Source organism: Chryseobacterium tructae (genome assembly GCF_030409875.1).
GTDB classification, from domain to species: Bacteria; Bacteroidota; Bacteroidia; order Flavobacteriales; family Weeksellaceae; genus Chryseobacterium; species Chryseobacterium tructae.
On the sequence record NZ_JAUFQR010000001.1, the window covers coordinates 554,005 to 567,425 of the forward strand.

Sequence of the window (13,421 nt, forward strand, 5' to 3'; positions counted from 1 at the left end):
ATTGAAGTTCATTTTGGTACCTGTCAATGAAATTTAGTATGAAATATTACTCATAATGGGTAGTCAATTAATAGGTTTAATAATCTTATTTGATTGAAAATAATTGTTTTTTTAAGCTTTTATGATTTCATTTTTTTATGGTTCATGTGATTTGATGTAAATAGGATATATTTTGTGTTTTTTATTAATGATTTATTATTTTAGGTAAGCTTGAAAGAGCTTTTAATTTAAAAACGACAAATATGAATCAGAAAAAATTATTGATCCTGTTTACGACAGGGTTGGCCGTTTCTTTTAGTGCACAATGTGCTAATCCGGCAAATGTTAATTCCTATACTTATAATGGAAAAGTATATGAAGTTATTAAAGAATTGAAAAACTGGAATGATGCTGCATTGTGTGCAGTACAAAGAGGTGGATATCTGGTTGAGATTAACGATGCCAACGAGCAGAATGCGATCTATAATTTTATAACCTCCTCGGGAATTTCTTCAACCTATGCACCTGTGAGTGATGGTGGTGGTACCTCTTATGTTTGGATAGGAGCAACAGATAGAGTAGTGGAAGGGAGTTGGCTTTGGGATGGAAATAATGATGGAGTGGGCATTAACTTCTGGAATGGGCAAGGTGCTGCAGGATCAGGAAATGGGATGCCTGTTTCTAATCGTTACAATAACTGGGGAAGAGAAAATGGTACAGGAATGATTATGGAACCGGATAATTATCTTGATAATCAAAATGCAGCAGCAATAGCGTTAAGTGGTTGGCCTTCCGGTTCTAATGCTTTGGGGGTATCAGGACAATGGAATGATTTGAATATGAGCAACTCACTTTATTATGTTGTTGAGAAAGATAATCAAACGCTTGGAGTAGCGGATAACTCTCATACAAATAAGGATCAATTGAAAATATATCCTAATCCGGTAAAAGCAGGAAAGAACCTAATGATTACATCTGTTGAAGCAGGGGCTTACACTTTACTTTCTCCGGAAGGAAAAGTACTGAAGACGGGGAAGATCTCTACAAATACAGATATTGATACCTCTGCATTACCTGTGGGAATTTATATCATTACCATAGAAACTCGATCAGATGTAAAATCTTATAAGGTTATTGTGAAATAATGATAATAAAAGTTAGTATTAATAAAGGCTGCTCAAAAATGGGCAGTTTTTTTTATTTTTAATGAGCTCAAAATGAGAGAGATTATTTGTAATTGTGGATAACTTTTTGTATCTTTGCCCCTCTTTTGGCGCGAAAAATTGTTTGTAAATTTATAAAATATTGAAAATCAACTCTTTCATTGTGAAAAACATGAAAGGGCTTTCGTATTTGTATATATTACGGGTAATACCGTCTCAAAAGTAAGAAAAATATTTTGCATTACGCTGTGAAAAGATATACCAGTGTTGCAGTTAGAGATAAGATTTTGAGAATCAAGAAAAAAGAATAAAGACTATTTCTAATAGCGCCAAACATTATAAGGTCTTTTATCTTTTATCTTTCCTCTTTTCTTCTTTCTGATATTTTTAAATGAATCAAAATATTTTTTAACCCTTTCTTAAAAGTTTTATGAGTAAAACAAAATCAACAACTCAAGGAAATCCGAGAATTAATTTCTCATCAGCGAAAGGAAAAATTGTAACTCCAGACTTCTTGGATATCCAAATCGAGTCTTTCAGAGAATTTTTCCAGCTTGATACACTTCCTGAAGCCAGAAAGACAGAAGCTCTTTACAAGACTTTCCAAGAGAATTTCCCAATTACGGATTCAAGAAACCAATTCGTATTAGAATTCTTAGACTATCTGGTAGATTCTCCACGTTATTCAATCGATGAGTGTGTGGAAAGAGGACTTACTTATTCAGTTCCTCTAAAAGCAAGACTTAAACTGTACTGTACTGACCCGGAACACGAAGATTTCCAAACTGTGGTTCAGGATGTATATTTAGGTCCGGTTCCTTACATGACACCAAGTGGATCTTTCATCATCAATGGTGCAGAGAGAGTTATCGTTACGCAGCTTCACCGTTCACCTGGTGTATTCTTCGGACAAACTTACCACGCTAACGGAACCAAACTTTACTATTCAAGAATTATCCCTTTCAAAGGATCTTGGATGGAATTTACAACAGATATCAACAGCGTAATGTACGCGTATATCGACCGTAAGAAAGTTACCATTAACAACTTTATTAAGAGCTATCGGTTACGAATCTGATAAGGATATCCTTCAGATCTTCGACCTTGCTGAAGAAGTGAAAGTTTCTAAAGCTGCCCTTAAAAAGTAGAAGGGAGAACATTGGCTGCGAGAGTATTGAACACTTGGTTCGAAGACTTCGTAGACGAAGATACAGGTGAAGTAGTTTCTATCGAAAGAAACGAGATCATCTTAGACAGAGAAACAATCCTTGAAAAAGAACACTTAGATCTTATCTTGGATGCTGGTGTGAAATCTATCTTGATTCACAAAGAAAACAGCAATGAATTCTCTATCATCCAGAATACATTACAAAAAGACCCTACTAACTCTGAGAAAGAAGCAGTAGAGTACATCTATCGTCAGTTAAGAAACGCAGATCCACCAGATGAGGAAACTGCAAGAGGAATCATCGAAAAATTATTCTTCTCTGAGCAGAGATACTCTTTAGGTGAAGTAGGACGTTACAGACTAAACAAAAAGTTAAGCCTGAACATCCCAACTACAACTGAAGTTCTTACAAAAGAAGATATCATTGCAATTGTAAGACACTTAATTGAGTTAGTAAACTCAAAAACTGATGTTGATGATATTGACCACTTATCAAACAGAAGAATTAAAACTGTTGGTGAGCAATTAGCAGGACAGTTCGGAGTAGGTCTTTCAAGAATTGCAAGAACAATCAAGGAGAGAATGAACGTTAGAGATAACGAGATCTTTACTCCACTTGACCTTGTTAATGCTAAGACTTTAACGTCTGTAATCAACTCGTTCTTTGGTACCAACCAGCTATCTCAGTTCATGGACCAAACCAACCCTCTATCAGAGATCACTCACAAGAGAAGATTATCTGCACTAGGGCCTGGTGGTTTATCAAGAGAAAGAGCAGGTTTCGAGGTTCGTGACGTTCACCATACTCACTACGGAAGAATTTGTCCGATTGAAACTCCGGAAGGACCAAACATCGGTTTGATTTCATCTTTAGGTATTTATGCAAAAATCAACAACCTTGGTTTCATCGAAACTCCATATAGAAAAGTAGAAGATGGTAAGATTAATCTTAATGCAGATCCTATTTATCTAAATGCAGAAGACGAAGAAGATAAGGTAATTGCTCAGGCAAACGTTGAGTTGAGTGATAATGGTGATTTCTTAACAGACAGAATTATTGCAAGATTAGATGGTGATTACCCGGTAGTTGAACCAGCTCAGGTTAACCTTATCGACGTTGCACCAAACCAGATTTCCGGTATTTCCGCTTCATTGATTCCATTCTTGGAGCATGATGATGCGAACCGTGCATTGATGGGATCTAACATGATGCGTCAGGCCGTTCCTCTATTGAAGCCACAGGCTCCAGTTGTTGGTACAGGGCTTGAGCAACAAGTTGCAAGAGATTCAAGAATCTTAATTAACGCTGAAGGTACAGGTACTGTACAGTACGTAGATGCTGACAGAATCGTTATTAAGTATGAAAGAAGCGAAGACGAAGATTTAGTACAATTTGAGTCTGCTACTAAAACATATAAACTTACTAAGTTTAGAAAAACTAACCAGAGTACAACAATTACCCTAAGACCAAACGTAAGAGTAGGTGATGTAGTGGAAAAAGGACAGGTACTTTGTGACGGTTATGCTACTGAAAAAGGAGAATTAGCTCTTGGTAGAAACTTAGTAGTAGCGTTCATGCCTTGGAAAGGGTACAACTTCGAGGATGCAATCGTAATCAACGAAAAAGTTGTACGTGAAGACTGGTTTACTTCAATCCACGTAGATGAATATTCATTAGAAGTTCGTGATACCAAATTAGGTATGGAAGAACTTACGGCTGATATTCCAAACGTATCTGAAGAAGCTACTAAAGATCTTGACGAGAACGGTATGATCAGAATCGGTGCTGAAGTGAAGCCTGGAGATATCATGATTGGTAAAATTACTCCAAAAGGTGAATCTGACCCGACTCCTGAAGAAAAACTTCTTAGAGCAATCTTTGGTGATAAAGCTGGTGATGTAAAAGATGCATCACTAAAAGCTGACTCTTCATTAAGAGGAGTTGTTATCAACAAGAAATTGTTCTCTAGAAATATTAAAGACAAAAAGAAAAGAACTGAAGAAAAGCTTAGACTTGAAGAGATTGAAAACACTTACAAGGCTAAATTTGATGAGTTGAGAAACACTTTAATTGAAAAATTAAATACACTGGTAAGCGGTAAAACTTCTCAAGGGGTACAAAATGACCTTGACGAAGAAATCATCGGTAAAGGTGTGAAATTCACTCACAAATTATTGACTTCAGTTGAAGATTATGTAAACGTTAGTGGTGCAGATTGGACCGTAGATGCTGACAAGAATGAATTGATCAAACAATTGATTCACAATTACAAAATCAAATATAACGATATCCAAGGGGTTAAAAACCGTGAGAAATTCGCAATTTCAATCGGAGATGAGCTTCCAGCAGGGATCATGAAGTTGGCTAAAGTTTATATCGCTAAGAAACGTAAACTGAATGTAGGGGATAAAATGGCAGGACGTCACGGTAACAAAGGTATCGTTTCAAGAATCGTTCGTGAAGAAGATATGCCATTCCTAGAAGACGGAACACCAGTAGATATCGTATTGAATCCACTAGGGGTACCTTCTCGTATGAACATCGGACAGATCTATGAAACAGTTCTTGGATGGGCTGGTCAGAAATTGGGTATGAAGTTCGCTACACCAATTTTTGATGGAGCAACTCTTGATCAGATCACTGAGTATACAGAGAAAGCAGGTCTTCCTAAATTCGGACACACTTACCTTTATGATGGTGGAACCGGAGAAAGATTTACACAGGCTGCTACAGTGGGTGTTATCTACATGTTGAAACTAGGACACATGGTTGATGACAAGATGCACGCACGTTCTATCGGTCCTTACTCATTGATTACTCAGCAGCCGTTAGGAGGTAAAGCTCAGTTCGGTGGTCAGAGATTCGGAGAGATGGAGGTTTGGGCACTTGAAGCATTCGGTGCATCTAACATCTTGAGAGAGATCTTGACAGTGAAGTCGGATGACGTGATTGGTAGAGCAAAAACTTATGAAGCAATTGCTAAGGGTGAATCTATGCCTGAACCAGGTATCCCAGAATCATTCAATGTATTACTTCACGAGTTACAAGGACTTGGATTAGACGTAAGATTAGAGGAGTAAGATATCAGATGTCAGACACAAGATGTCGGACTATGACACTCTAAGAATTTATAATCCTTGAATTTGGAATGATGATTTCGTCTGAAATCTGAAATCTGAAATCTAAAATCTAAAAAAAATTATGTCAAATAAAAATAAATCAAGTAGATTTAATAAAATAACCATCGGTTTAGCTTCACCGGAGTCTATTTTACAAGACTCAAGAGGGGAGGTTTTAAAGCCGGAAACTATTAACTACAGAACTCACAAGCCTGAAAGAGACGGGCTATTCTGTGAGAAAATCTTTGGCCCTGTAAAGGATTACGAATGTGCTTGTGGTAAATACAAGAGAATTCGTTACAAAGGGATCGTTTGTGACCGTTGTGGAGTAGAAGTTACTGAGAAAAAAGTAAGAAGAGAGAGAATCGGGCACATCAACCTTGTAGTTCCAATTGCACACATTTGGTATTTCCGTTCATTACCAAACAAAATCGGATACCTTCTTGGAATTCCTTCTAAGAAATTAGATATGATCATCTACTATGAAAGATATGTAGTGATTCAACAAGGTATTGCTAAGAAATTAGACGGTTCTGATTTTGAGAACATGGAATTCCTTACAGAAGAAGAGTACCTTGACATCATGGAAACTCTTCCAATCGAGAACCAATATCTTGATGATTCTGATCCAAACAAATTCATCGCTAAAATGGGTGCTGAAGCAGTTGAAGAATTATTAAAGAGAATTGATCTTGATGCATTGTCTTTCGACTTGAGACACAAAGCTCATAATGAAGGATCTAAGCAAAGAAGAACTGAAGCTCTTAAAAGATTGAACGTTGTAGAAGCATTAAGAGGTGCTAATACAAGAATGATCAACAGACCAGAGTGGATGATTATGCGTGTTCTTCCTGTTATCCCACCAGAACTAAGACCATTAGTTCCATTGGATGGAGGACGTTTCGCAACTTCTGACTTAAATGACCTTTATAGAAGAGTTATTATCAGAAATAACCGTTTGAAGAGATTATTGGAGATCAAAGCTCCTGAAGTAATCTTGAGAAACGAGAAGCGTATGCTTCAGGAATCAGTAGATTCATTATTCGATAACACAAGAAAATCTTCTGCAGTAAAATCTGAATCAAACAGACCATTGAAATCACTTTCTGATTCATTGAAAGGTAAACAAGGTCGTTTCCGTCAGAACCTACTAGGGAAAAGGGTAGACTACTCTGCGCGTTCGGTAATTGTTGTAGGACCAAACTTACAGCTTCACGAATGTGGTATTCCTAAGGATATGGCAGCTGAGCTTTACAAACCATTTATCATTAGAAAACTAATCGAGAGAGGTATTGTAAAAACAGTAAAATCTGCAAAGAGAATTATCGATAGAAAAGAACCAGTAGTGTATGATATCCTTGAAAACGTGATGAAAGGTCACCCTGTTCTATTGAACAGAGCACCTACGCTTCACAGACTGGGTATTCAGGCTTTCCAACCTAAGATGATCGAAGGTAAAGCTATCCAACTACACCCGTTAGTAACTACGGCCTTCAATGCCGATTTCGATGGTGACCAGATGGCGGTACACTTACCGTTAGGACCAGAAGCGATCCTTGAAGCTCAGTTATTGATGTTAGGTTCTCAAAATATCTTGAACCCTGCAAACGGTTCTCCAATTACAGTACCATCTCAGGACATGGTTCTTGGTCTTTATTTCATGACTAAAGAATTAAGCTCTACAGAAGATATGAAAGTAAAAGGAGAAGGTCTTGCTTTCTATTCTCCTGAAGAAGCGGAAATCGCTTATGCAGAAGGTAGAGTTTCATTAAATGCTAAGGTAAGATGTAGACTACCAATCAAAGAAGATGGTGTAATCGTAACAAGATTGATCGAAACTTCTGTAGGTAGAATCTTATTCAACCAAATTGTACCTAAGCAAGTAGGATATATCAATGAACTTCTTACTAAGAAATCATTGAGAAATGTAATCGGTAAGATCCTTGCTGATACAGATTTCCCTACAACAGTGAAGTTCTTGGATGCTATGAAAGATCTAGGGTATTCAAATGCATTCAAAGGAGGTCTATCATTCTCACTTGGAGATATCGTAGTACCTGTGGAGAAAAAGCAAATGATTGCTACTTCAATTGAAACTGTAGACGAAATTAGAGCGAACTATAACATGGGTCTAATTACCGATACAGAACGTTATAACCAGGTAATCGACGTTTGGACTAATACCAACGCTGGATTAACTGAAATGATCATGAGCAGAATGAAACTGACCAAGGTGGTTTCAACTCTGTATACATGATGCTTGACTCTGGGGCGAGGGGTTCTAAGGAACAGATCCGTCAGTTGTCAGGGATGAGAGGTTTGATGGCGAAACCGCAAAAAGCTGGTTCTACCGGTGCGGAGATCATCGAAAACCCGATCCTTGCAAACTTTAAGGAAGGTCTTTCCATCTTGGAATACTTTATCTCTACCCACGGTGCTCGTAAGGGTCTTGCGGATACCGCACTTAAGACTGCCGATGCGGGTTACCTAACCAGAAGATTGGTAGACGTTGCACAGGATGTTATCGTTACAGAAGATGACTGTGGAACGCTAAGAGGAACAGAAGTTACTGCTCTTAAGAAAAATGACGAGATCGTTGAAAGAATCTCTGAAAGAATCTTAGGTAGAGTATCTCTTCATAATATTTATGATCCTGAATCTGATGAGCTTATTGCAAGTGCAGATCAGGTAATCATTGAAGAATTAGCTAAGAGAATTGAAGAAGCAGGTCTAGAAGCTGTGGAAGTTCGTTCTCCACTTACTTGTGAAGCTAAGAAAGGTATCTGTGCGAAATGTTACGGTAGAAACTTAGCAACAGGTAAAGTGATCCATATGGGTGAAGCGGTAGGTGTAATTGCAGCACAATCAATTGGGGAACCAGGTACTCAGCTTACGTTGAGAACCTTCCACCAAGGGGGTACTGCAGGTAACGTATCAGAAAACCCATCTATCGTTGCAAGAAGAGATGGTATCGTAGAAATGGACGAAGTAAGAACAATTACTTCTGAAGATGAAAACGGTAATACAGCTGAGGTTGTAGTGTCTCGTTCAACAGAATTCAGATTAGTTGCTGATAATGAGTCTAAAACTCCATTAATGGTAGCTAACGTACCTTACGGATCTATATTATCTGTGAAACCAGGTGATAAAGTGAAGAAAGGTGATACAATCTGTAGATGGGATCCGTATAACGCGGTAATCATTGCTGAAACTGCAGGTAAGGTAGAATACGAGGATATTATCCAGGGTATTTCATTCCAACTTGAAATTGACGAACAAACAGGATTCGAAGAGAAAGTAATCTCTGAATCTAGAAATAAGAAAGCCGTACCTACCTTGAAGGTGGTAGACTCTAAAGGTGTTGAGCAAAAAGCTTACAACTTACCGGTAGGAGCCCACTTAATGGTAAACGATGGTGAGAAAATTAAGGCTGGTAAAGTTTTAATCAAGATCCCAAGAAAATCTGCGAAAGCAGGGGATATCACCGGAGGTCTTCCGAGAGTTACCGAATTATTCGAAGCAAGAAACCCTTCAAACCCAGCGGTTGTTACTGAAATCGACGGGGTAGTTTCTTACGGGAAAATTAAGAGAGGTAACCGTGAACTTATTGTTGAAGCTAAAACTGGAGAAAGAAAAATTTACTTAGTTAAATTATCTAACCAGATCTTGGTACAGGAGAATGACTTCGTGAGAGCTGGTTCGCCACTTTCTGATGGTTCTATTACTCCAGACGATATCTTGAGAATTAAAGGCCCAACAGCTGTTCAGGAATACTTAGTAAACGAGATCCAAGAAGTTTACCGTCTACAGGGGGTAAAAATCGACGACAAGCACTTCGAAATCATCGTAAGACAGATGATGACAAAAGTATCTATCGTGGATGGAGGTGATACTCAATTCCTTGAAGGAGCTCTTGAGCACAAGTATGATTTCCTAGAAGAAAACAACAGAGTATTCGGTCTTAAAGTAGTAGTAGAAGCTGGTGATTCTAAAGAATTCAGCCCAGGTCAGATGATTACTGCAAGAGAATTAAGAGATGAAAACTCTAAACTGAGACGTGAAGATCAAAACTTGGTAGAAGTGAGAGAAGCTCTTCCTGCTACAGCAACGCCTGTATTGCAAGGTATTACAAGAGCCGCTCTTCAGACTAAGTCATTCATGTCTGCAGCATCATTCCAGGAAACAACTAAGGTTCTTAACGAGGCAGCAGTTGCTGGTAAAGTAGATAATCTTGGAGGTCTTAAAGAAAATGTAATTGTAGGTCACAGAATCCCTGCAGGTACAGGTCTTAAAGAGTATCAGAATGTTATCGTAGGTTCTAAGAAAGAATTCGAAGACCTTAACTAAAATTAATGATTTGAAATTTGGGATTTGAAATTATTTTTATATTTTCACAATCTCAAATTTCGAATTTTAAAAACATAATTTATAACAATGGACAACAATCAAAATCCACAAGACGGAAACATCAACATCGAATTAAACGAAATGGTAGCTGCTGGTATCTATGCTAATTTAGCTTTAGTAAACCACTCTCCATCTGAATTTGTAGTAGACTTTATTCAGTTGATGCCAGGTGTTCAGCAAGCTAAAGTAAGATCAAGAGTAATTCTTGCTCCACTTCACGCTAAAAGAGTATTAAATGCTCTTCAACAGAACATCGCTAACTACGAGCAGCAGTTTGGAGAAATCAAAGAAGTTGAGCCTTTCGTATTAGGAGGAAACAACGTACAAGCTTAAGATTTTTCTTACAATAAAATAAGAATGCCCTGGTGAAAACCGGGGCATTTTTTATTACATATTACTACTAATATTATGAGTTTTTTTAATAGTAAAATATACACATCCATGACTTTTTAAATATTGTTTGTTTATTGATGACTATCTTTTTTATAAATGATTTGTCCTATTGTTTATATTTGTTGTAAAATATTGATAGAAAAAGGATATGAGCAATCAATTTATTATTCAGAAATTCGGTTTTCTGGGAAAAGATTTTATGGATGAGCTACGGAAGCATTCTGTTTTAACAGAAATAAAGTCTAAAACCGAAATTATAAGAGAAGGACAAAAAAATAAATATGTGCCTTTTTTAATTAAAGGATCCATAAAAGTTTTTACACTTAATGATGGAAGAGAATTAATCTATTACTATATTAAAGAAAGTGATAGCTGTCTGATGACCTTTTCATCTATTTTTACAGATTATATAAGCAGGGTATATGCTGTGGCTGAAGAAGATTCTGAAGCTTTGCTCGTTCCTGTTTCCATTATGCATAATTGGTTATTGAAGTTTCCTGAAATCAATAAATTATTTTATCGTGAATATGACAAACGGTTTTCAGAAGTAATGAATATGGTAAATGACGCTGTTTTCCATCGCCTGGATAAAAGAGTTCTTAATTATATCAAACAACAAATTTCTGCTACCGGAAATAATCCCATAAAGATTACCCATAGAGAAATTGCCAATAATCTTGGGACGTCTAGAGAAGTAGTAAGCAGGGTTTTGAAAAAAATTGAAAGCGATGGTGATATTTTGCAAACAAAAGAAGGAATAAAAATCGCTGTAAATGAAAATGTTAGATTAATCTAATTTATTTTGTTTTAAAACTTTTTGATTTATGATTGATAAAAACGATTTACTTGGTGACTTTTATCACATATTTTTGAATTGATAACACGATAGATTTGTTATATCATAATTTAATACAATTGTTATATGACAAAAGCTCTCTTGTTTTTATCGGTGTTTTCATCAGTTTTTGCCTTTGCACAGGAAGATCTGCTGAAGGATATTGATACTATTAAATCCAATACAGATACCTCACAGCCTGCATTCAAAGCATTGCAGATTGTAACCGGGCAATCTACTAAACTTGCTGCCAAGAAAGAATGGTACATGGTTGTTGCACACCGATTTGGTGATGTAAGCGCAGGGTTTAAAGATTTTTTCGGACTAGATAATGCTTCCACTAAGCTGGGAGCAATCTATGGAGTTACAGATGCCATATCCTTAAGTTTATCCAGGGAAACCAATATGAAAACTTTTGAAGGGGGCATAAAGTATAGATTGGTAAAACAAAATGAGAGTTTTCCGTTAGATATTGTAGGTTATCATGTGATGGGTGTCAATACCGCTTTTGATAAAGATACCTATCCCTATCTTAAATTCAATGACAGACTCTCTTATCTTACACAAGCTCTTATATCCAGAAGGTTCAGTGATAAATTTTCATTGCAGTTTACCCCTTCATATGTACATAAAAATCTTTACGAACCTACTATAGAAGATAAAAACCAGTTTTTAGCAGGCTTAGGTGGGCGTTATAAAATTTCAAAAAGAATTTCTGTAAATGCAGAATATTTTGTGAATTTTGACAATCACAGTTTCTATAAAAATCCTTTGTCTTTAGGTCTTGATATAGAGACAGGAGGTCATGTTTTCCAGCTTTTATTCACGAACTCCCAGATCAATTCAGATATCGGATATCTTACCAATGCATCCGGAAATTGGGGGAAGGGACACATTTTCTTTGGGTTTAATCTTTACAGAGTTTTTTAATATGAAAAAAGCAATATATATACTAGCCCTATCATTTGCAGCCATCATTACTGCCTGTGAAAGCAGAACCTACGAAGAGATTTCTGAAAATACTCCCATCGTATTGCCTGTAAAATATACAACGGATATAAAACCGATTATGGATAACAATTGCATTGGCTGTCATTCTGCAGGAAGTTTTAAACCATTAGCCACTTATGATCAGGTGAAAAATAATATAGATGGGATCTTAGACCGGATTCAAAGAGCAAACGGAGATCAGGAAAAAATGCCTAAAGGAGGTTCTTTGTCTGCTACTCAGATTAATACTTTCATTAAATGGAAAGCTGATGGATTAACTGAAAACTAAAAAAATTGATATGAAAAAACTAACACTATTTGGAGTATTCCTGTTTTTTGCCGGGTACACTTCAGCTCAGAAATACAGCTCTAAAACAGGTAAACTCACATTTGAAGCATCTGTACCTCTTTTTGATGATATTTATGCTCAAGATGACGCTAATATGGTTATCCTTAATGCCGATACCGGAGAGATGGCCTCAGTTTCAGTTGTTAAAAACTTCCATTTTAAAACCAAATTGATGGAAGAACACTTCAATGAAAGCTATGCCGAATCCTCCAAATTTCCTAAAACCACATTTAAAGGGAAAATTGCAGGCTTTGACAAATCAAAATTGACTGCCAGCCCACAAAAGTATACTGTTCAAGGAACTTTAAACTTTCATGGAGTAGATAAAGCAATAACCTCAGCTGCTTCAATATATACAAAAGATGGAAAAATTTATATGCAGGGAAACTTTGTTGCAAAACCAGCCGATTATAAAGTAACAATTCCTAAAATGGTTACCAAAAAAATTGCCGAGAATGTAAATGTTGAATATAACTATATACTGGTAAAATGAAAAATCTGATTATAACAATAAGTATTTTCCTGGGATCTTTATTGTTTGCTCAGGAGAAAGCGAAATCAATATTTGATATTGCCAGAAGTGGAACAGTTTCAGAAGTAAAGGAATTAATGAAACAGAATCCTGATATTATCAATCAAACTAATGAAGGAGGTTTCTCACCTCTTATTTTGGCTTGTTACAGAGGAAATGTAGAAGTAGCAGAATTTTTAATGGATCATGTAAAGGATGTAAACTATAAAAGTAAAGAAGGAACAGCATTAGCAGGACTCTCTGTGAAATACAACAAAAAGCTGGTAGAAGATTTATTAAAGAAAAATGCAGATCCTAATATTGCAGATGATACAGGCTCTACACCACTGTTTTGGGCGGTAAAGTTTGGCAATAAAGAATTAATTGAGCTTTTGCTTAAATATAAAGCAGACAAATCAATAAAAGACTCAATGGGAATGACCCCTTTTGAATATGCCTTACAAACGCATAAAGAAGAAATTATTAACATCTTAAAAAAATGACGC

At 36.5% G+C, this 13,421-nt stretch carries 7 protein-coding genes and 2 pseudogenes; all 9 read left to right on the forward strand.

All coding sequences use genetic code 11. The annotated features are described in order from the left end of the window. The first annotated feature begins 242 nt into the window (after positions 1-242). Positions 243-1,124: a T9SS type A sorting domain-containing protein gene (locus QWZ06_RS02615; protein ID WP_290295569.1), complete on the forward strand. Its 882-nt coding sequence runs from the start codon at positions 243-245 to the stop codon at positions 1,122-1,124. A gap of 448 nt (positions 1,125-1,572) precedes the next feature. Beyond that, positions 1,573-5,391 (forward strand): annotated as a pseudogene (gene rpoB, locus QWZ06_RS02620) (DNA-directed RNA polymerase subunit beta). A gap of 121 nt (positions 5,392-5,512) precedes the next feature. Continuing rightward, positions 5,513-9,777: pseudogene (gene rpoC / locus QWZ06_RS02625) on the forward strand (DNA-directed RNA polymerase subunit beta'). 87 nt (positions 9,778-9,864) lie between these two features. Further along, entirely contained in the window at positions 9,865-10,170 is a 306-nt protein-coding gene (locus QWZ06_RS02630) for a DUF3467 domain-containing protein (protein WP_002976436.1), read from the forward strand. Between the two features lie 208 nt (positions 10,171-10,378). Then, positions 10,379-11,026, forward strand: a complete 648-nt coding sequence (locus QWZ06_RS02635) for a Crp/Fnr family transcriptional regulator (RefSeq protein WP_290295570.1) — start codon at positions 10,379-10,381, stop codon at positions 11,024-11,026. Positions 11,027-11,152: 126 nt separating this feature from the next. Beyond that, entirely contained in the window at positions 11,153-11,995 is an 843-nt protein-coding gene (locus QWZ06_RS02640; protein ID WP_290295571.1) for a DUF5777 family beta-barrel protein, read from the forward strand. A gap of 1 nt (position 11,996) precedes the next feature. After that, on the forward strand, positions 11,997-12,344 hold the full coding sequence (locus tag QWZ06_RS02645) for a hypothetical protein (RefSeq protein WP_290295572.1): 348 nt from the start codon (positions 11,997-11,999) through the stop codon (positions 12,342-12,344). 10 nt (positions 12,345-12,354) lie between these two features. Beyond that, complete coding sequence (locus QWZ06_RS02650) at positions 12,355-12,897, forward strand: YceI family protein (RefSeq protein WP_290295573.1); 543 nt, start codon at positions 12,355-12,357, stop codon at positions 12,895-12,897. Continuing rightward, on the forward strand, positions 12,894-13,418 hold the full coding sequence (locus QWZ06_RS02655; protein WP_290295574.1) for an ankyrin repeat domain-containing protein: 525 nt from the start codon (positions 12,894-12,896) through the stop codon (positions 13,416-13,418). Before QWZ06_RS02650 ends, QWZ06_RS02655 begins: the two co-directional genes overlap by 4 nt. Positions 13,419-13,421 lie beyond the last annotated feature (3 nt).

What these genes read in the sequence shown, in the direction of transcription:
- QWZ06_RS02615 (WP_290295569.1), top strand. Translation starts at nt 243, where the DNA reads ATGAATCAGAAAAAATTATTGATCCTGTTTACGACAGGGTTGGCCGTT.
- QWZ06_RS02630 (WP_002976436.1), top strand. Translation starts at nt 9,865, where the DNA reads ATGGACAACAATCAAAATCCACAAGACGGAAACATCAACATCGAATTA.
- QWZ06_RS02635 (WP_290295570.1), top strand. Translation starts at nt 10,379, where the DNA reads ATGAGCAATCAATTTATTATTCAGAAATTCGGTTTTCTGGGAAAAGAT.
- QWZ06_RS02640 (WP_290295571.1), top strand. Translation starts at nt 11,153, where the DNA reads ATGACAAAAGCTCTCTTGTTTTTATCGGTGTTTTCATCAGTTTTTGCC.
- QWZ06_RS02645 (WP_290295572.1), top strand. Translation starts at nt 11,997, where the DNA reads ATGAAAAAAGCAATATATATACTAGCCCTATCATTTGCAGCCATCATT.
- QWZ06_RS02650 (WP_290295573.1), top strand. Translation starts at nt 12,355, where the DNA reads ATGAAAAAACTAACACTATTTGGAGTATTCCTGTTTTTTGCCGGGTAC.
- QWZ06_RS02655 (WP_290295574.1), top strand. Translation starts at nt 12,894, where the DNA reads ATGAAAAATCTGATTATAACAATAAGTATTTTCCTGGGATCTTTATTG.